This window comes from Streptomyces sp. NPDC087300, from assembly GCF_044744425.1.
Lineage (GTDB): Bacteria > Actinomycetota > Actinomycetes > Streptomycetales > Streptomycetaceae > Streptomyces.
In genome coordinates, this window is the sequence record NZ_JBIUYI010000001.1 from 1093912 (window position 1) to 1114693 (window position 20782).

The 20782-nt window shown below is 73.1% G+C and carries 11 protein-coding genes; 7 read left to right on the top strand and 4 right to left on the bottom strand.

Going from position 1 to position 20782, the window contains the following annotated elements:
- Positions 1-3 precede the first annotated feature (3 nt).
- The 5 genes from ACIO9J_RS04400 (at position 4) to ACIO9J_RS04420 (ending at position 14631) form a co-directional block, all read left to right on the top strand.
- Complete coding sequence (locus ACIO9J_RS04400) at positions 4-7857, top strand: amino acid adenylation domain-containing protein (RefSeq protein ID WP_401992273.1); 7854 nt, start codon at positions 4-6, stop codon at positions 7855-7857.
- Complete coding sequence (locus tag ACIO9J_RS04405; RefSeq protein WP_401992276.1) at positions 7854-11753, top strand: amino acid adenylation domain-containing protein; 3900 nt, start codon at positions 7854-7856, stop codon at positions 11751-11753. Before ACIO9J_RS04400 ends, ACIO9J_RS04405 begins: the two co-directional genes overlap by 4 nt.
- A complete protein-coding gene (locus tag ACIO9J_RS04410) occupies positions 11750-13078 on the top strand; it encodes a cytochrome P450 (RefSeq protein WP_401992279.1) in 1329 nt (442 codons plus the stop codon). The genes ACIO9J_RS04405 and ACIO9J_RS04410 overlap by 4 nt, the downstream gene beginning before the upstream one ends.
- 196 nt (positions 13079-13274) lie before the next feature.
- On the top strand, positions 13275-13793 hold the full coding sequence (locus ACIO9J_RS04415) for a lytic polysaccharide monooxygenase auxiliary activity family 9 protein (RefSeq protein ID WP_401992282.1): 519 nt from the start codon (positions 13275-13277) through the stop codon (positions 13791-13793).
- A gap of 106 nt (positions 13794-13899) precedes the next feature.
- Positions 13900-14631, top strand: coding sequence for a chitinase (locus tag ACIO9J_RS04420; RefSeq protein WP_401992285.1), 732 nt, complete (start codon positions 13900-13902; stop codon positions 14629-14631).
- 113 nt (positions 14632-14744) lie between these two features.
- Here ACIO9J_RS04420 and ACIO9J_RS04425 read toward each other — a convergent pair whose 3' ends face one another.
- The 4 genes from ACIO9J_RS04425 to ACIO9J_RS04440 all read right to left on the bottom strand — a co-directional run bounded on the left by ACIO9J_RS04425 (position 14745) and on the right by ACIO9J_RS04440 (position 18175).
- Positions 14745-15785, bottom strand: a complete 1041-nt coding sequence (locus ACIO9J_RS04425) for an NAD(P)-dependent alcohol dehydrogenase (protein WP_401993067.1) — start codon at positions 15783-15785, stop codon at positions 14745-14747.
- A 101-nt stretch (positions 15786-15886) separates the two neighbouring features.
- Positions 15887-16696: an SDR family NAD(P)-dependent oxidoreductase gene (locus ACIO9J_RS04430; protein WP_401992288.1), complete on the bottom strand. Its 810-nt coding sequence runs from the start codon at positions 16694-16696 to the stop codon at positions 15887-15889.
- 14 nt (positions 16697-16710) lie between these two features.
- A complete protein-coding gene (locus ACIO9J_RS04435) occupies positions 16711-17331 on the bottom strand; it encodes a TetR family transcriptional regulator (protein WP_401992291.1) in 621 nt (206 codons plus the stop codon).
- A 208-nt stretch (positions 17332-17539) separates the two neighbouring features.
- Complete coding sequence (locus tag ACIO9J_RS04440) at positions 17540-18175, bottom strand: helix-turn-helix domain-containing protein (protein ID WP_401992292.1); 636 nt, start codon at positions 18173-18175, stop codon at positions 17540-17542.
- Positions 18176-18309: 134 nt separating this feature from the next.
- Here ACIO9J_RS04440 and ACIO9J_RS04445 point away from each other — a divergent pair, with 134 nt between their 5' ends.
- A complete protein-coding gene (locus ACIO9J_RS04445) occupies positions 18310-19452 on the top strand; it encodes an aryl-sulfate sulfotransferase (RefSeq protein ID WP_401992295.1) in 1143 nt (380 codons plus the stop codon).
- Positions 19449-20774, top strand: a complete 1326-nt coding sequence (locus tag ACIO9J_RS04450) for a uracil-xanthine permease family protein (protein WP_401992298.1) — start codon at positions 19449-19451, stop codon at positions 20772-20774. Before ACIO9J_RS04445 ends, ACIO9J_RS04450 begins: the two co-directional genes overlap by 4 nt.
- Positions 20775-20782: the final 8 nt, after the last annotated feature.

Consider the following 20782-nt stretch of genomic DNA (forward strand, 5'->3'; position numbering starts at 1 on the left):
TTCATGATCCCACTGTCGTTTTCACAGCTGCGATTCTGGTTTCAGGGCGAGTTTCAGGGCGAGTTCCAGGAGGGTGAGTTCCAGGGCGCGCTCCAGGGCGAGTCCGGTGACGGCTCCCCGGCGGAGCGGAACAGTGGGCGGGAATCGCCCGTCGCCTCGGTTCCGCTGCACCTGTCCGGGCCGCTGGACACGACCGCCCTGCGGGCGGCGCTGCGGGATGTGGTGACGCGCCACGAAATACTGCGCACGGTCTTTCCGGTGACGGACGGCGTGCCGCGCCAGGAGATCCTGGACGCGGCCGCGGTCCGCCTGGACCTTCCGGTCCGTGCGGCCCGGCCGGAAGACCTGCCGCGGCTCGTGGCCGAGGCGCAGGAGGAGCACTTCGACCTCACGGAGGAACTCCCGTTGCGGGCGGTGCTGTTGAGTACGGGCCCACAGGAGCACGTGCTCGTGGCGACGTTCCACCACATCGCGTTCGACGGCTGGTCGGCGGCGCCGTTCGTCCGCGATCTGGCGCTCGCTTACCGGGCGCGGACGGACGGCAGCGAACCCGAGTGGCCCGAACTGACCGTCCAGTACGCCGATTTCACCCTCTGGCAGCGCGAGGTCCTCGGCGACCCCGCCGACCCCGACAGCCACTTCTCCCAGCAACTCGCTTACTGGACGAAAGCATTGGCCGGAGCTCCGGGGGAACTGGCCCTGCCCGCCGACCGGCCCCGTCCCGCCACCGCGTCGCACCGGGCGGGCGCGGTCCCCTTCCGGCTCGGTGCCGAGGTGGGGCGGCGGATCGACGCGGTCGCCCGGACGTATGACGCGAGCGTGTTCATGGTGCTGCACGCGGGGCTCGCGGGGCTTCTGCACCGGCTCGGCACGGGCACCGACATCCCCGTCGGCAGTCCCGTCGCCGGGCGCACCGACACCGGTCTGGAGGACCTGGTCGGCTGCTTCGTGAACACCGTGGTGATCCGCACGGACACCGCGTCCGACCCGGCCTTCGGTGAGCTGGTGCGCAGGGCACGGTCGGCGGTCCTGACCGCGCTGGACCATCAGGACGTGCCGTTCGAGCAGGTCGTGGGGGCGGTCAACCCGCCGCGTTCGGCGGCCAGGCACCCTCTGTTCCAGGTCATGCTCAGCCTCCAGAACAGCACGTCCGAGCCGCCCCGCATGCCGGGCCTCGCCGTGCGGACGCTGGCGCAGGGCAGGGACCGGTCGCTCACCTTCGACCTGCTGCTCGACGTGACCGAGCGGGCGGGCGGCATCGAGGGACGCCTCGTCTACGCCGAGGACCTCTTCGACCGCGCCACCGCCGAGCTCCTCGCGCACCGCCTGGAGAGTTTCCTGACACAGGCGACCACCGACCCCACGCTGCCGATCGGCCGCCTCGGCGTCGTACCGCCCGCCGAGCGCCACACGATCCTGACCGAGTGGCAGGGCCCCTCGCTGCCGCTGCCCGCCGCGTCGGTACCGGAGCTCTTCCGGCGGCGCGCCGCCACCGCACCGGACGCCACAGCCGTGCTCTGCGGCGGCAGCCGCCTCACGTACGCCGAACTCGACGCGCGTGCGGAGCGGACCGCCCGCTGGCTGATGCGCCACGGGGCCGGGCCCGAACGGTTCGTCGCCGTCGCCATGGAGCGCTCCGCCGATCTCGTCGTCGCCCTGCTCGCCGTCCTCAAGGCAGGCGCGGCCTACCTGCCGCTGGACGCGCGGAGTCCGGACGCCCGCCTGCGCACGGTCCTGGACGGCGCACGCCCCTGCCTCCTGCTCACCGACGCCGCGTCCCACGAGCGCGCACGCGAGGTGGCCGCCCCCTTCGCCGACATCCCGGTGCTGGCATTCGGCGACGTCCCCCAACAGTGCTACGAGGACTTGGAGTTGCCGTCCATCACCGGGGGCCTGGCCGCGTACGCGATGTTCACCTCCGGGTCCACCGGCACCCCCAAGGGCGTGGTGGTGACGCACCGGAACATCGTCGCTCTCGCCGCCGACCCCTGCTGGGCGGACGGCACCCACGCCCGGGTCCTCGCGCACTCCCCGCACTCGTTCGACGCGTCGACGTACGAACTGTGGGTGCCGCTGCTCGGCGGCGGCACCGTCGTCGTGGCACCGGCCCGCGATGCGGCCGCCGGGGCGCTGGAGGAGGCGGTGGCGGAGCACGGGGCGACGGGCGCGTTCCTCACCGCCGCGCTCTTCGACTCCCTTGTGGCGGAGGGGAGTTCCGTCCTGCGGTCGCTCGGCCACATCTGGGTGGGCGGCGAGGAGCCGTCGGCGGCCACCGTGCGCCGCTTCGTGGAGGAGTACCCGGACACGGCTCTGACCAACGCCTACGGGCCGACCGAGAACACCACCTTCACGACCAGCCAGCCGCTGCGGCCGCCCGACCACTCCGGCGGACGCCCGCCCATCGGACGCCCCATGGCGAACACACGGGTGTACGTCCTCGACGACGCCCTCCGCCCCGTGCCGCCCGGTGTCGTCGGCGAGCTGCACCTCTCCGGCGCGGGCCTGGCGCGCGGCTATCTGGGCCGCCCCGACCTCACCGCCGAACGCTTCGTCGCCGATCCCTTCGGCGCCCCGGGCACCCGGATGTACCGCACCGGGGACCTGGTTCGCTGGACCCGCGACGGCAGGCTCGCCTTCGTCGGACGCGCCGACGAGCAGGTCAAGATGCGGGGCTTCCGCATCGAGCCCGGCGAGATCGAGGCGGTACTGACCGGCGATCCTTCGGTCGCTCAGGCGGCCGTGGTGGTGCGTGAAGTGACTTCGGGCGAGCGCCAGTTGGTGGCCTATGCGGTGCCGAAGGACGCGGCAGACGCCGAAGGCCTCGGCCAGGCACTGGCCGCGCGGGCGGCGGAGCTGCTGCCGGAGTACATGATCCCGGTCGTGGTCGTCCTGCCCGACGGGCTGCCGCTCACCCCGAACGGCAAGCTCGACCGGGCGGCACTGCCCGCCCCGGAGAGCACCTCTCCAGAACCGGCGCGCGAGCCCCGTACCCCTGCGGAGCGGACGCTCTGCGAGCTGTACGCCGACGTCCTCGGGCTGCCGCACGTCGGTGTCGACGACAGCTTCTTCGATCTCGGCGGCCACTCGCTCCTCGCCATCCGTCTGGTGGGCAGGCTCCGCGCGGTGCTCGGCGCGGAGGTCGGCATGCGCACGATCTTCGAGGCGCCGACGCCGGCCGCGCTGGCCGAACGGTTCGCCCCGGCGCCTGAAGCCCCGAGCCGCCTCGTCGCGCGACGGCCCCGACCCGACCATCTCCCGCTCTCCTTCTCGCAGTTGAGGTTCTGGTTCCAGGGCGAGCTGGCGGACGGAGCCGATGAGCACACCATCACTCTGGGCCTTTGCCTGGCGGGGCGGCTCGACCGGACGGCATTGCAGAGCGCCTTGCGGGACGTGGTCGGGCGGCACGAGAGCCTGCGGTCGGTGTTCCCGGCCAGGGACGGGGTCCCGTACCAGGTGATCCTCGACGAGGAGGCCGCGCGCCTCGACCTGCCGGTACGGGAGGTGACCGCCGACGCCTTGGCGGCGGCCGATGGGGCGACAGCGGCCGAAGTCGTGGCGGCGGCGCAGGCCGCCGCGTCCAGTCATGTCTTTGACCTGGCGCACGAGCCACCACTGCGAGCCGAGCTGCTCGCCATGGGACCGGCCGAGCACGTCCTCCTGCTCACGGTGCACCACATCGCCTTCGACGGCTGGTCGGCGGCGCCCTTCCTCGGCGATCTCTCGACGGCCTACGCGGCACGCCTGGCCGGGCACGCGCCGGACTGGTCGGAACTTCCGGTGCAGTACGCCGACTTCACCCTCTGGCAGCGGGAGAAGCTGGGCGAGCAGGAGGCCCCAGAGAGTGCGCTGTCCCAGCAACTCGCACACTGGCGTGAGGCGTTGGAGGGGATGCCCGAGGAGATCGCGCTGCCCTTCGACCGTCCGCGGCCGCCCACCGCGACCCACCGGGCGGGGTCCGTGGCGCTTCGTGTCGGAGGGCGTGAGCACCGCCGACTGGCCGAGTTCGCCAGGGAGCGGGAGGCCAGCCTGTTCATGGTGCTGCACGCGGGGCTCGCGGGCCTTCTGCACCGGCTCGGCGCGGGCACCGACATCGCCGTCGGCAGCCCCGTCGCCGGGCGCACCGATGCCGCCCTGGAGAACCTGGTCGGCTGCTTCCTGAACACCGTGGTGATCCGCACCGACGCCTCGGGCGACCCGTCCCTCGGTGAGCTCACCGACCGGGCCCGCACCGCCGTGCTCGCCGCGCTCGACCACCAGGAAGTGCCCTTCGAACGCGTCGTGGAGGCGGTCGATCCGACCCGTTCGGCCGCCAGGCACCCCCTCTTCCAGGTCATGCTGAGCCTGCAGAACAACGCCGCCGCCGCGGCCGAGCTGACCGGCCTCGACGTGACGTCGCTCGACGACGGGCAGGATCCGTCGGTCCCGTTCGACCTGCTCTTCGACGTCGCCGAGTCCGCCGACGGGCCCGGAGGCCGTCCCGACGGGCTCGCGGGCCGACCCGACGGGCTCGCGGGCCGGCTGATCTACGCCGAGGACCTCTTCGACCGCGCCACGGCCGAGCGCCTCGCCCGCTGCTTCGAACGCTTCCTCGCCGACGCCGTGGCAGCGCCCGCACGGCCGGTGGGACAGGTCGGGATCATCTCCCCGGACGAGCGGGACGCCGTGCTCGGCGAGTGGAGCGGCCGCGCCCGCGAGCGGACGCCCGGATCGGTGCCGGGATGGTTCCGCGCGCAGGCGGCGCGGACGCCCGACGCGCTCGCCGTGATCCACGGCGCGGACCGGCTCACCTACCGCGAGCTCGACGACCGCGCCACACGCCTCGCGCACCGGCTGCTCGCACACGGCGCGGCGCCCGAGCGCCTGGTCGGCGTGGCCATGGACCGCTCCCCCGCCCTGCTGGTGGCCCTGCTGGCCGTGCACAAGGCGGGTGCCGCCCAACTCCCCCTGGACCCACGGCACCCCAAGGCCAGGATCGACACGATCCTCGCGGACGCGGCGCCGGTACTGGTGCTGTGCGATCCGGCCGCGCGCGCGTCGCTGGGCGGGGAGGGCTGGCTCACCGTCGACGAACTCGAACTGACGTCAGGCGCTGGCGACTTGGGCACGGATGTCGTCGGAACGGACATCGCCGCCGACACCGCCGCGTACGTCCTCTACACCTCGGGCACGACGGGCAGGCCCAAGGGGGTCACCGTCACCCACGGCAATCTCGCCCAGCTCCTCGACGCGATGCGCCACCGCACGGTGCCGGAGGAGCGGGACCGGCTGCTCGCCGTCACCACGGTCGCCTTCGACATCGCGCAGCTCGAACTCATGCTGCCGCTGCTCGTCGGCGCCGCGGTCGTCATCGCGTCCGACGACGACGTAAGGGATCCGCATGCGCTCGGCCGGCTGATCGGACGGCACGGGGTCACCGTGCTCCAGGCGACCCCGTCGCTGTGGTCGGGGCTGGTCGACAGCGCGCCGGAGGCCGTACGCGGGCTGCGCGTCCTGGTCGGCGGCGAGCGGCTGCCCGGCGCGCTCGCCGCGAAGCTGCGCGCCCTGACGGCCGACGTCACCAATCTGTACGGGCCCACCGAGACCACCATCTGGTCCCTCGCAGCGCCCGTCGACCGGCACGACGAGCAACGCCCGCCGATCGGGCGTCCGTTGCCCAACACCTATGTGCGCGTGCTCGATCCGGGCCTGGGGCTCACGCCGGTGGGCGTCGTAGGCGAGCTCTACCTGGCCGGTGCGGGCGTCGCCCGCGGCTATCCGGGCCTCCCAGGCCGTACCGCCGAACGTTTCGTCGCCGACCCCTTCGGCGCGCCGGGCACCCGGATGTACCGCACCGGGGATCTGATGCGGTGGACCCCGGGCGGCGACCTCGACTTCGTCGGGCGCGCCGACGACCAGATCAAGATCCGCGGGTTCCGCGTGGAGCCCGGCGAGGTCGAGGCCGTCCTGAGCGGCCACCCCGCCGTGGCCCGAGCGGCCGTACTCGTACGCGAGGACGGGACCGGGACGGCCCGGCTGACCGCGTACGTCGCCCCGGCCACGGGCGCCGCGACCGAGGACCTCGCCGGGGAACTCGCGCGGAGGGCGGGCAAGTTGCTGCCGGACCACATGGTGCCCACGGTCGTCGTCCTGCCGGACGGCCTGCCGCTGACCCCCAACGGGAAGCTCGACCGGGCCGCCCTGCCCGCACCCGACTTCGCCGCCGTCGCCACCGCGCGTGGACCGCGCACCCCGACCGAGACGCTGCTCTGCGAGCTCTTCGCGGGCATCCTCGGCCTGCCCCGCGTCGGCGTGGACGACAGCTTCTTCGACCTCGGCGGCGACAGCATCGTCGCGATCCGCCTGGTCGCGCGGGCCCGCGCACGCGGCGTCGGCATCTCCGCGCGGGACGTGTTCCGGCACAAGACGGTGGCCGAACTCGCCCTGCACGCAAAGGAACGAGCGCCCCGCGCGGCACGGGCGAAGGCACCGATGACGGCAACGGCCGCGCGCGCCGAGGCCGCCGGTTCCGTGCCGCTCACCCCGATCATCCACTGGCAGCGGGAGCGCGGAGGCCCCGTCGACGGCTTCCACCAGTCCGTGCTCCTGCGGACCCCCGCCGAACTGCGGCTGCCACGGCTAGTCGCGATGGTGCAGTCCGTACTCGACCGGCACGACGCGCTGCGGATGCGCCTGGACCGCGACGGGCCGTGGCAGCTCCACGTCCTGCCGCGCGGCTCGATCGACGCGTCGGGGCGTGTCGTACGGGTCGACGCCGACAGCCTGACCGACGAGCAACTGGCCGAACTCGTCCGCGTCCAGGCCCAATCGGCGCGCGGACGGCTCAGGCCCGGCGAAGGAAACATGGTCCAGGCGGTGTGGTTCGACGCCGGGGAGCGGCGGTCCGGGCGGCTGCTGCTCGTCATCAACCACCTGGTGGTGGACGGCATTTCATGGCGCATCCTGCTCCAGGACCTGCGGACGGCGTGGGAGTCGGGGAGCACCGCCGGGCCGGACGCGCGCCCGACGGGCATCTCCTTCGCCGACTGGGGCGCCCTGCTCACCCGTGGGGCGGCCGGGCGCCGCTCCGAACTCCCCTTCTGGAAGGGGACGATCGAGGGTGCTGAGGATCTTGTGCCAAGCCCCGGGCTCGATGCGGCGCGCGACGTCCTGGGGTCGCAGGGCATCGTCACCAGGACCCTGTCCCGCGAGCTGACCGGCGCCCTGCTGACGCGGGCACCCGCCGCGTTCGGCACCGGCATCAATGCCGTACTGCTGTCCGCCCTCGACCTGGCCGTGCGGCGCTGGCGGGCCGCGCACTTCCCCGGGAGCACCGCGCCCTTCCTCGTGGACGTCGAAGGGCACGGGCGGGAGGAGGTGGCCGAGGAGCTCGACCTGTCGTCGACCGTCGGCTGGTTCACGAGCATGTTCCCGGTGCGGCTCGGGCGACCGGAGTCCGGCTCGGAAGGTGACGTGGCCGCACTTCAGGCGCAGTTGAGCGCCATGCCGGACAAGGGCGTCGGCTACGGGATGCTCCGATACCTCGATCCGGACGCCGGCCCTGAGTTGGAGAAGCTGCCCCGGGCGCAGGCCCTCTTCAACTATCTCGGCAGGTTCGAGCGGTCCGGCGACGCTCCTTGGGGGCTCGCCCCGGAGGCGGGGGCGGTCGGCGGGGGCGGCGATCCTGACATGCCGCTCACCCATCTCCTGGAGATCTCCGCGGTCGCCCTCGACACCGCCGACGGGCCCGAGCTGCGGACCACGTGGGCGTACGCGAGCGCGCTTCTCGACGAGCGGCTGGTGGCGGAGCTCGCCGACGGGTGGTGCACGGCCCTGGAAGCCATGACGGTACGCGCCGAGGGAACGGGAAGGACGGCATGAGCGCCGCAGATCACGAAGGCTCCGGGCGGCGCATGAGCGCCGCCGATCACGAAGGTCACGAAGGCTCCGCGCGGCCCGCGCCGCTCCAGCAGGGACTGTTCTTCCACACCGCGTTCGACCCGGAGGGCCAGGCCGTCTACACCACGCAGCTGACCCTCGACTTCGAGGGCCCGCTGGACCCGGAGACTCTCCGGGCCGCCTGCCGGACACTGCTGGACCGGCACGACAGCCTGCGCTCCGGCTTCCGCACCGACGCGTCCGGGGCACCCGTCCGCTTCGTCGTGCCCGACGTCCCGCTGGACTGGCGCGAGGTGGACGTCCAGGCGCCGGATCCGGCCGGGCGGGACGCAGAGACCGACCGGATCATGGCGGAGGAGCGGGCCCGCCGCTTCGACCTGGCGCGGCCCCCGCTGGTCCGCTTCCTGCTGGCGCGCGTCGACGCACGGCACTGGCACTTCGCGCTGACGAACCATCACATCATCCTGGACGGCTGGTCGACATCGGTCCTCCTCGACGAACTCTGCGACATCTACGACCAGTTGCTCGGCGACACCGCACCCGAGCTGTTCCCCGCGCCCGCCTACGGCAGCTATCTGGACTGGCTCGCCGACACCGACGCCGACGAGGCGCGGGCCGTCTGGTCCGAGGCGCTCGCCGGGATCCAGGGGCCCACGCTCGTCGCGCCACGGGCCGTCGGCACCGTCCTGCCCGCGCGCGTGACGTCCACCCTGCCCGCCGCGCTGTGCACCGCGCTCAGGGGGCGGGCACGGGAGTGCGGCGTCACTCTCAACACCGTGGTGCAGGTGGCCTGGGGGCTCGTGCTGCGGCAGCTGACCGGCGGTGACGACGTGCTCTTCGGCATGACGGTCTCGGGCAGGACCGCGGACGTCGAGGACATCGACACCATGGTGGGCCTGCTGGTCAACACCCTCCCGGCCCGGGTCCGGCTGCCCGCGGGGGACACCCTCTCCGGTGTGCTCGAACGGACGCAGGACACCCAGCTCGACCTGTTCGACCACCATCATCTGGGGCTCACCGAGATCCAGCGCGATGCCGGGTACGGGACCCTGTTCGACACGACGACCGCCTTCGAGAACTACCCGGTGAGCGGCGGCGACCACGCGCTGGGCGACGCGCTCCTGGTCGGCACCGGCGGCTTCGACGCGACGCACTACCCCCTCTCCCTCATCTGCACGCCCGGTGAGGAACTGGGCGTACGGCTCGACTACCGGCCCGATCTGTTCGAGCACGCGGAGGCGGCGCGGATCCGCGACTGGTTCGTACGCATCCTGGAGACGATCGCCGACGACCCGGGGCGCACGGTCGCCTCGGTGTCCGTCCTGACACCGCGCGAGCGCCACCGGATCCTCGTGGAGTGGAACGACACCGCGCGCCCTGTCGCCCCCGCCACCCTGCCCGGCCTGATCGAGGCGCGCGCGGCACGGCGGCCCGACGCGCCCGCCGTCACACACGCCGGGCAGGAGCTGACCTACGGGGAACTCAACCGGCGGGCCAACCGGTTCGCCCGGCTGCTCCTCGAACACGGGGCCGGGCCCGAGGCGCTCGTGGCCCTCGCCCTGCCCAGAACGCCCGACATGGTCGTCGCCGTCCTCGCCACCCTCAAGGCGGGCGCCGCCTACGTTCCCGTCGACGTGCGCCACCCGGCCGGCCGGATCGCGCGGATGCTCGGTGACGCGAGCCCGCTCGTCGTGGTCGTCGCCGACGGCACCGGGATCGTGCCGCCGGACGGCGCGACGCTCGTCGTCATGGACGCCGAACAGGTCGTGCGGCACACCGCGGCCAAACCCCACGGTGACGTCACGGACGCCGAGCGGCCCCGGCCGCTGCTCCCCCGGCACGCCGCGTACGTCATCCACACCTCGGGCTCAACCGGTACACCCAAGGGCGTGGTCGTCGAACACGCCAACGCGGTCGGTCTCGTCGCCACGGTCGAGGACCAGTTCGGTCCCGAAGGGATGGCGCGGGTCCTGGCGTCGACGTCCCTGAGCTTCGACGTGTCGGTCCTGGAGATCGTCACGACGCTGGCGACCGGCGGGGCCGTCGAACTCGTCGACGACCTGTTCGCGCTCCTCGAACGCGACGGCTGGCGGGGCAGCATGCTCAGCGGCGTGCCGTCCGCGGTCGCGAGCGTCCTGGCGGGCGGCGACACCCGCCTCGCCGCGCGCGACGTGGTCCTCGGCGGGGAGCCGATCCCGCGCGGTCTGCTGCGCGAGATACGCGAACGCGTACCCGGCAGCGTGGTCACCAACATCTACGGCCCGACCGAGGCGACGACGTACGCCACGACCTGGCGCGACGACGGCGAACCCGCAGACGCCGAGCCGCCCATCGGCCGCCCGGTCCCCAACTGCCAGGCGTACGTGCTCGATCCGTGGCTCAGGCCCGTGCCGGTGGGGCTGCCCGGTGAGCTGTACCTCGCGGGGGCGGGCGTCGCGCGCGGCTATCTGGACCGGCCCTCGCTGACCGCGGAGCGCTTCGTGGCCTGCCCGTTCGGCGCGCCGGGACGCCGGATGTACCGGACGGGCGACCAGGTGCGGCTGCGGCCGGACGGCCAACTCGACTTCCTGGGGCGGCTCGACGGCCAGGTGAAGGTCAACGGCTTCCGGGTCGAACCCGGCGAGGTGGAGTCCGCGCTGCTCCGCCACGAGCGGATCGCGCAGGCCGTCGTCGTCACGCGCGGCGAACGGGCCGATGACCGCAGGCTCGTCGCCTACGTGGTGACCACGCCGCCGGGAACGACGCTCGACGTGGCCGACCTGCGCCGCTTCGCAGGCGACCACCTGCCCCGGCACATGGTCCCCTCGACGGTGGTGCGGCTGCCGCGCTTCCCCCTGATGCCCAACGGCAAGCTCGACCGGGCCGCGCTGCCCGCACCTTCGTACGCCCGCTCGGCTCCGCGCGCACCGGCCGACGAGCGCGAGCGGGCCTTGTGCGCGCTCTTCGCCGAGGTGCTGGGCGCGGACGTCGTCGGGCCCGACGACGGGTTCTTCGACCTGGGCGGCCACTCGCTGCTCGCCACCCGCCTGGTCAGCAGGGTCCGCGCGGAGCTCGGCGCGGAGATCTCCGTCCGTACGCTCTACCAGGCACCGACGCCCGCCGCGCTCGCCGCCCGCACCGACGCCACGGGACCGGGCAGCGGCCTCGACGTGCTGCTGCCGCTGCGGCGCACGGGAGGGCGTCCGCCGCTGTTCTGCGTGCACGCGGCGAGCGGCCTCGCCTGGCCGTACGCGCGGCTGCTCCCCCACCTGGACGCCGATCTGCCGGTGTACGGCCTCCAGTCGCCCGCCGTCGACGACCCGGACACCGGCCCGCCCACACCGGGCGGCACGGCCCGCGACTACGCCGCGCGGATCCGCGCCGTACAGCCGCACGGTCCCTACCACCTGCTCGGCTGGTCGGTGGGCGGCAACATCGCCTTCTCGGTCGCCGCGGAGCTGGCGTCCGCGGGTGAACAGGTCGCGTTCCTGGGCCTGTTGGACTCCTATCCGCCGGAGCCCGCGCCGCTGCCTGACCGGGACACGATGCTGCGCGGGATCCTCGACGGCATCGGCTTCGCCGCCGACGGGACACCGCCCGAGCAGATCGCGGCACTCGGCCCGCGGGCGGTGGCGGGAGTGCGGGCGGCCGCGCACGGCGCCCTCGACGTGCTGCGGACCGTGCCGCCGCTCGCCGCCGACGTCGACATCGTGCACTTCCGGGCGGCCGCCGAAGGGCCGGGGGCGGGCGCGGAGCCGAAGTCCTGGCAGGCGTTCACCGGCGGCCGCCTGACGACGTACGACATCGGGTGCGGCCACCACCGGATGCTGGACCCCGTGCCGCTCGCCGAGATCTGCGCGGCGCTCTCCGAGGTGCTGAAGGGGCGGGCCACCCGATGACGGACTTCTCCAGGAGCGACGACATGACCGACGGCGTGACCGATGGCATGACCGACGACACGGCCGATGACGTGACAGCCGGCACGAGCGACGTCACGGCCGACGGCGTCGATCTCGCCGATCCCGCCGTGCACGCCGAGCGTGACCTCGCCGGGCTGTGGCGGCGGCTGCGCGCCGACGAGCCGGTCCACCGGCAGCCGGAGCGGGACGCGCGCCCGGGGTTCTGGGTCCTGACGCGCCACGCGGACGTCGCCGCCGCCTACCGGGACACCGAGCGCTTCCGCTCCGACCGGGGCAACGTCCTCGACACCCTCCTCGGCGGCGGCGACTCGGCGGCCGGTCTCATGCTGCCCGTGATGGACGGGGCCCGACACGCCGCGCTGCGCGGCCAGTTGATGAAGGCGTTCTCGCCACGGGTGCTCGCCTCGGTGGTCGACAGCATCCGGCGGGCGTCGCGCGAAGTCGTCGTGGAGGCCCTGGACCGGGGCAGGTTCGACTTCGCGCGGGACGTCGCGGGCCAGCTGCCGCTCCGCGCGATCTGCGACCTCCTCGACGTGCCCGCCGCCGACCGGCAGCGGCTGCTCGACATGACGTCGTCGGCGCTCGGCGCCCAGAGCGAGGCCGAACTGCGCGAGGCGTCCTGGGTGTCCAAGGCGGAGATCCTCCTGTACTTCTCCCAGGTGGCGGCGGACCGGCGCGCCGATCCGCGCGAGGACGTCATCAGCCTGCTCGCCCAGTGCCGGATCGACGGGGTGCCGCTCACCGACGAGGAGGTGATCCTCAACTGCTACAGCCTGATCCTCGGCGGCGACGAGACCACGCGCCTCGCGCTGATCGGCGCGGTCGCGGCCTTCGTCGACCACCCCGAGCAGTGGCACGCGTACCGGGAGGGGAAGGTCGCCACGGAGACGGCCGTCGAGGAGGTGCTGCGCTGGACCACGCCGACGCTGCACGCGGGGCGGACGGCGGCCGTGGACATCGAACTGCACGGGCGCACGATCAGGGCGGGCGACGTCGTGACCCTGTGGAACGCGTCGGCCAACCGGGACGAGGCCGCCTTCCACGACCCCGACCGCTTCCTGCTCTCGCGAGCGCCGAACCCGCATCTGACCTTCGCGCACGGTCCGCACTTCTGTCTGGGGGCGTTCCTGGCGCGGGCGGAGATCGGTGCGGTCCTCAGGGACCTGCGGGAACTCGTCGGGTCCATCGGCGCGGCGGGGCCCCCGCGCCGCATCTACTCGAACTTCCTGACCGGCTTCGGTTCGCTGCCGATGATGTGGGAGCCGCCCGGGGCTCTCAACAGGCCCTTCCTCACGCGCTCTTGACGCGGACACGGCGACCTGTATGGTCTAGGCCAACTAGGAATTCCCGTTCCGGTTGCCTCGCATTCCGTTGTGCTCCCGGGCGTGAACTCCGCCTCCTTTCGCGCCTCTTGGCCCCACCCTCGAGAGGACGCCCTGTCGCATTCGGGGTTCCCCACACCCCCGTACGCACGGGAAGACCTGATGTGAAGGAGCACATATGCGTTCCAGCAGAAAAGTCGCCGCTCTCATAGGCGCCGCGCTCGCCCCGGTCATCGCGGTCAGCCTGCCCGCGAGTTCGGCGAGCGCCCACGGATACATCTCCAATCCGCCCAGCAGGCAGGCACAGTGCGCGGCCGGAACCGTCAGCTGCGGCGAGATCAAATACGAGCCGCAGAGCGTGGAAGGGCCCAAGGGGCTCACCAGTTGCAGCGGCGGAAACAGCCGGTTCGCCGAGCTCGACGACGACTCCAAGGGCTGGGCCGTCACCCATGTCAATCGCACCACCCAGTTCCAGTGGACGCTGACGGCCCGGCACTCCACCAGCACCTGGCAGTACTACGCGGGCGGCCAGAAGATCGCCGAATTCGACGACGGCGGCGCACAGCCCGGCGCCACCGTCACGCACGACGTGGACTTCGGCGGTCTCAGCGGAAAGCAGAAGGTCCTCGCGGTGTGGAACATCGCGGACACCTCCAATGCCTTCTACGCCTGCATCGACGTGAACGTCGGCGGCTGAAGCCCCCGTTCCGCCCCGGCCGCACCCCCCACACGGTCGGCGGCCGCACTCCCCCCACCCCCTCCAACGGCCGCCGGTCACCGGCGGCCGGCCAAGGAGTGAGCCCATGCGCTCCCGCATCATCGGGCTGCTGACCGCCATCGCGGCCGCCGCCTCCCTCGCCCTGCTCACGCTCGCGTCGCCGGCCTCCGCGGAGAAGGCGCCGAAGAGCGCGGCGGACGCATTCGTCGTCAGTGAATCGCAGTTCAACGAGATGTTCCCGAACAGGAACGCCTTCTACACGTACAGCGGTCTGACCGCGGCGCTCAGTGCCTATCCCGGATTCACCCAGACCGGCAGCGACACCGTGCGCAAGCAGGAGGCCGCGGCCTTCCTCGCCAATGTGAGCCACGAGACCGGTGGCCTGGTGTACGTCGTCGAGCAGAACACCTCGAACTATCCGCATTACTGCGACACGAGCCAGCCCTACGGCTGTCCCGCGGGCAACGACAAGTATTACGGCCGCGGACCCATCCAGCTCAGCTGGAACTTCAACTACAAGGCGGCAGGGGACGCGTTGGGCATCGATCTGCTCAACAACCCCGACCTCGTGCAGAACGACGCGGCCGTCGCCTGGAAGACCGGACTCTGGTACTGGAACACCCAGACGGGACCCGGCACCATGACGCCGCACGACGCGATGGTGAACGGCGCCGGATTCGGCGAGACCATTCGCAGCATCAACGGAACCCTCGAATGCAACGGAGGAAATCCCTCCCAGGTGCAGAGCCGCATCGACAGCTACAAGCGGTACGCGCAGATCCTCGGCGTGGACCCGGGCGGCAATCTCAGCTGCTGATCCGCCGGTCATGGCGAGAGGCGGGGCGGGCTCTCCGTGGGAGCCCGCCCCGCCTCTCGCGTTCCGGCCCGCCGCTCGCGTTCCGGCCCGCCTCTCGCGTTCCGGTCGCGCGGTCAGCCGTTCGGCAGGATGACGGCCCTGCCGTGGACCCGGCCCGCGTGCAGGTTCTCGTACGCCGTGGGCGCCTCGTCCAGCGTGTACGTCTCCACGTGCACGTCGATCGCGCCCGCCCTCGCGAGGTCGAGGACCTCCACCAGCTCCGCGCGGCTGCCCCAGTAGGGGGCGCGCACCGCCACGTCGTACGCCGTCGTGCCGAAGCCGACGGACGCGGCGCCGCCGCCGATGCCGACGATGGCGACATCGCCCTCCACCGCCGCGCAGGCCGCCGCCGTGGTGGCGGTGGGCGGCGCGCCGACGAAGTCGAACACCGCCTGGGCGCCGAGCCCGCCGGTCAGCTCGCGGACCTTCGCCGCCGCCTTCTCGTCCGAGAGGACCGCCTCGTGGGCGCCGACCTCGCGGGCCAGGGCCAGCTTCTCCTCGGTCACGTCGAGGGCGATCACCCGCGCCGGGGTCAGCGCGCGGAGCAGCTGGATGGCGACGTGCCCGAGCCCGCCCGTGCCGATGACCACGGCGGTGCTGCCGGGCGTCAGCTTGGGCAGCGAGGTCTTGACCGCGTGGTAAGGCGTCAGGCCCGCGTCGGTGAGCGGCACCGCGGTGACCGGGTCGAGGTCGCCGAGCGGCACCAGGTGGCGCGCGTCGTCCACCAGCAGGTACTCGGCGATGGCGCCGGGCGCGCCGAGCCCGGGCGGGCGGATGCCGAGCTCGGCGGCGCGGGTGCAGTAGTTCTCCTTGCCCTGCGCGCACATCAGACAGGAGCCGCAGCCCCACGGCCCGTACACGGCCACGGAGTCGCCGAGCGCGAAGCCGGTGACGCCGTCACCGAGGGCCGCGACGGTGCCCGCGCCCTCGTGGCCGAGGGTGAGCGGCAGCGGAAAGGTGAGCGCCTCCGTGGGCATGCCCATCACGGCGATGTCCGAGTGGCACACTCCGGCGGCGGTGACCTTGAGCAGCACCTGACCGGGTCCCGGCGCGGGGCGCGGCACGGTGACCACCTCGGGGTGGGCGCCGACGCTGCGGTACTGCAGGGCCTTCATCTCGGCGGGCAGGTCCGACATCTGGGGTGCCTTCTTTCTGACGCTGGCTGGCGCTTCCTTGCGCTGTACGTTCTTGGTCTTCCTGTCCCCGTCACTCCGCCTCAACGTGCGGCGTAGCCACCGTCGACCAGGTGGTAGCTGCCGTTGACGAACGAGGCGCGGTCGGAGAGCAGGAACAGGGTGAGCTCGGCGACCTCCTCCGCGGTGCCGAGGCGGCCCTGCGGGTGCAGCGAGATCAGGTGGTCGCGCTGGGACTCGGCGCCCTGGAGCAGCGGGGTGTCGATGAAGCCGGGGGCCACGGCGTTCACGCGGACGCCCTGGGCCGCGTACTCCACGGCGGCGGTCTTGGTCAGGCCGACGACCGCGTGCTTGGCGGCGGAGTAGGCGGGCGATCCCGCGAAGCCGTTGGTGCCGAGGATCGAGGACATGTTGACGACCGCGCCGCCGCCGGAGGCGAGGATGTGCGGCAGCTCGTGGCGCAGGGAGTAGAAGACGCCGTTGAGGTTGGTGTCGATCACCCGCTGCCAGTCCTCGATGCCGTACTCACCGGTCGGGGCGGAGGCGCCCGCGATCCCGGCGTTGTTGACGGCGAGGTGCAGTCCGCCGAACGTCTCGACGGTGAACTCGACGGCGCCGCGCACCGACTCCGGGTCCGTGACGTCGACGCGCACGGCGGCGGCGCGGCCGCCCGCCTCGGTGAGGGCCGCGGCGACGTCCTTCGCGCCCTGTTCGTTGAAGTCCGCGACGACGACGGCGGCGCCGGCCTCGGCGAGGCGGCGGGCCACTTCGAGGCCGATGCCGGAGGCGGCGCCGGTGACCAGGGCGGTCTTCCCTGCGAAGCCCGCCGCGGGGTCCTGGCCCGCGGCGACGGCGGTGCTGGTGCTGGTGTTCGTGCTGGTCCCTGTGGACATGGTGGTACCTGGTTTCACTTGCCGGTGGTGCGGGGTGCGGGCTCGTCGGCGAGGGCGGCGAACGCCGCGTCGATGAGCCGCGGGAGGGGGGTGGTCGCGCCGGGCGCGATCCAGAAGCGCACGGCGGTGCCGAAGGCGCCGACGGCGAGGGAGACGGCGAGCGCGGGGCGCAGATCGCGCCCGGCGTCCAGGCCCAGGCGGCGCGCGACGATCGCCACGGACTCGCTCTCGGCCTCGTCCCGCACCCGCAGATAGGCGGGCAGCAGCGAGGGCTCCGCGTGGAGCAGTCGCAGCAGGTCGCCCGAGCGGGGCTCGCGGTGCCAGGCGGCGGGATCGTCGTCGAGCCAGCCGCGCAGGGCGCGGTAGTAGGCCGTGAGCGGGCCCTCGTCGGCGGGGCGGGCGGCGAGCGCCGCGTTGATCCGGGCGTAGTCGGCACGGAGCGCGTCGACCACGGCGTCCTCCTTGCCGGTGAAGTACCGGGAGAAGGTGCGGCGGGAGACGTCGGCGCGTTCGCTGATCGTCTCGACGGTGACCCGGTCGAGGCCGTGGGCGAGGACGAGGTCCACGGCGGCGCCCGCCATGGCGTCCCGGCTCTCCTGGACCTTGCGGGTCCTGCGGCTCTCCTTGGTGCTCATGGCTTCGACTGTACTCCTCGAAGTGTCCCAATGGGACACATGGCCCGGCGGGACAGTTCGGGAGGCGTCTCGGATCCGCTCGGGGAGGCCTCTCGCATCCGCTCGGCAAGGCCCTCTCGTATCCGCGCGAGGCACCCCGGAGCCCCGCGGACGCCGTCAAGCCGCGGACATCCTCAAACCTCCGCCACCCTCAAGACGCCGCCCCCCCTCAGCCGTCCGTCACCTGGACCTCGTCCGACACCGCCACGACCAGGACCCGCGCCCCCGCCTCCGTGGCCCGCCAGCGGTGCCGCACTCCGCCGGACAGCAGGATGCTGTCGCCGCGCCCGAGACGGTGGACGCGCCCCTCCGCCTCCACTTCGACGGCCCCGTCCGCGACGTACATCATCTCGTCGTTGCGGTGAAGGAATTCACGGCCCGCGTCCGACTCACCGGTGAACTCCAGGGCGTGGAGCTGATGCTGACCCCTCGTCAGCGGCCGTACGCCCGCGCCCGGCGTGAGTCCGCCCGCGTCACCCGCCCGTACGACGTCGACCACCCGACGCTCGTCGGAGGCCGCGAGCAGTTGGACGGCCGTGGTCTCCAGCGCGTCGGCGATGCGCTGGAGCGAGCGCATGCTGGGGCGGGCCCTGTCGTTCTCGATCTGGCTGAGGAACGGCACCGAGAGGCCGCTGCGCCCGGCCACCGCCGCGAGCGTGAGGTCCAGGCTCCTGCGCCGCCGCCGGACGGCCCCGCCCACGCGCGGCGTGCCGTCGCCCGCACCCTTGCCGCCCGCCCGGTCCGCACCCGCGCCCGTCCCCTCACCCATGTCCGCGTCCGCCCCCAAGTCCGTGCCCATGCCCATGGCCTGCACCCTATTTCGCCTCCTTACGCGCCTCCGTGCCCGGCTTCGTACGGCTGTCACACGCACGACACATCACACCCCTAGCTTCAAAGTCGTTCGTTCTCATCAAAGAAACTTTGACAGGGGGATCCGTCATGCCCGCCGTGGACCAGAACTCGCGCCGCCGCCACGCCACCGGACTCATCGCGCACGACCCGGACACCGCCTTCGCGGGCTACACGCTCTTCGCGCCGCTCACCGGGCCCGGCGAGGTCCACCTCGTCGACATGGCCGGGCGCCCCGCCCACCGGTGGACCTTCCCCTACCGGCCGGGGCGGCACGCCCGGATCCTGCCGGGCGGCACCCTCGCGTACAACGGCGTCCTGCCCGGCGAGGAGGCGCTGTTCCCCATGTGGCACAAGTACCGGGGCGGCGTGATGCTCCAGGCCGCACCTGACGGCACCGTGCTGCGCGAGCACCGGGATCCCCTCCAGCACCACGACGCCCACCACCTGGACAACGGACACATCCTGTACACCGGGCTCGAACCGCTGCGGGGCGCGGACGCGGCCGGGGTCGTCGGGGGCGTGCCGGGATCCGAGGCGGCGGACGGCGTCGTCTGGGCGGACACGATCAGCGAGGTCGACGCCGAGGGGCGCACCGTGTGGTCGTGGCGCGCCGCCGACCACCTCGACCGGGACGCCTACGCGCTGCACCCCGCGTACGCCCGCGAGCACTGGCCGCTGATCAACAGCGTCACGCCACTCGCCGACGGCAACGTCCTCGCGAGCCTGCGCAGCGTCTCCGCGGTCGTCGTCATCAGCCGCGCCACCGGCGGGATCCTGTGGCGCAGCGAGCCCGGCACGGTCTCGCAGCAGCACGCGCCGACCGAGTTGCCCGACGGGAACATCCTCGTCTTCGACAACGGTGTGTTCCGGCCCCACCACGACGTCCCCTACTCGCGGGTGATCGAGATCGAGCGGGCGAGCGGCAAGGTGGTCTGGGAGTACCACGACCCGGCGCGGGAGTTCTTCTTCGCGCCGTTCATGGGCAGCGCGCAGCGCCTGCCGAACGGGAACACGCTCGTCACCGACTCGCCGTCGGGCCGCCTCTTCGAGGTGACGGCCGAGCGGCAGCTGTGCTGGGAGTACGTCGTGCCGTACTTCGCCGGGTACCGCGAGTCGGAGGTGCGGGGCCTGTTCCCCGCCGAGCCGAACGCCGTCTTCCGCGCCTACCGGTACGCGGCGTCCGAACTGCCCTGGCTCGACGGCTCCGGGCGCGCGGAGGACGCGTCGTGAGCACCCGCGTCGCGGCCGACGCGGTCTCCCCCGTGGACGAACGGGTGCCGCTGCGCCGCCTGTTGCCGCTCTCCGCCCAGCACGTCCTCGCGATGGTCGCGGCGCCCGTGTCGACCGTCTTCCTGACGGCGGGCGCGCTGCGGCTCTCGCCCGGCGACACCGCGTCGCTGCTCAGCGCGGTGCTCGTGCTGTGCGGGGCGGGCGCGCTGCTCCAGTCGCTCGGGGTGTGGCGGATCGGCGCGAAGCTGCCGTTCGTGATGCTGCCGGGCGGCGCGGCCACCGCGCTGTTCCTGCAGATCGCCGAGGACCACGGGGCGGCCACGGCGACCGGTTCGGTGCTGCTCGCCGCGGCACTCCTGCTCGCCGTCCTGCCGCTGTACGCCCGCGTCGTACGGCTCTTCCCACCGCTGGTCATGGGCGTGACGGTGCTGCTCATCGGCATCGCGATGGTACGGGTCGCCGCGCAACTCATCGCGGGGCACGGCGGGCAGGCCGCGCCGCCGCGCGCCGTGCTCCTCGCGGGGCTCACGGTGGCCGCGACCGTGGCGGCGTACGTGCTGCTGCGGGGCGTGTGGCGGCAGACCGCCGTGCTCATCGGCATGGCGGCAGGGACGCTGCTCGCGGTCGTCACGGGCCTCGGCGAGTTCCGTCCGGCGGCGGGCTCCGGCTTCTCCCTGCCCGCCCTGCTGCCCTACGGCGCACCACACTTCGACCTGCTGGCCGCGCTGCCGCTGCTGCTCTTCAGCCTCACCACGCTCGCCGAGATCACCGGGCAGACCGTCCTCAACAGCGAGTCGGCGGGCCGCGCGCCCGATCCGGGCCGTGACGTGCCACGGGTGGCCAGGGCCGACGCGCTCGTCTCGCTCGTCGGCGGCGTCTTCGGCACCTCGCTGATGGTGACCAGCGCGGAGAACATCGGCATCGGCAGGCTCACCGGGGTGCGCAGCCGGTTCGTGACGGCGGGGGCGGGCGCGCTGCTCGTCCTGACCGGGCTGCTCGCCCCGGTGTCACGGGCGGTCGCGGGCATCCCTGCGGCGGTGGTCGGCGGCTCCTCTCTCGTCGTGTACGCGGTGATCGCGGTGCTCGGCGTGGAGATGCTGCGCCGCGCGGACCTGGGCGCGGGTCCCGGCCAGGGCACGGGTTCGATGGTGGCGGCGCTCGCCCTCGCCATGGGCCTCCTGCCGCTCCTCTCCCCCGGCCTGTACGACGGATTCCCGTCCTGGGTGCGCACGGTGCTCGGCAGCGGAGTGGTCGCCGGGACCCTGACGGCGGTCCTGCTCTCGGCGTTGCTGCGCGGCCATGCCAACGACAAATCCCCGTAAGGGACTGG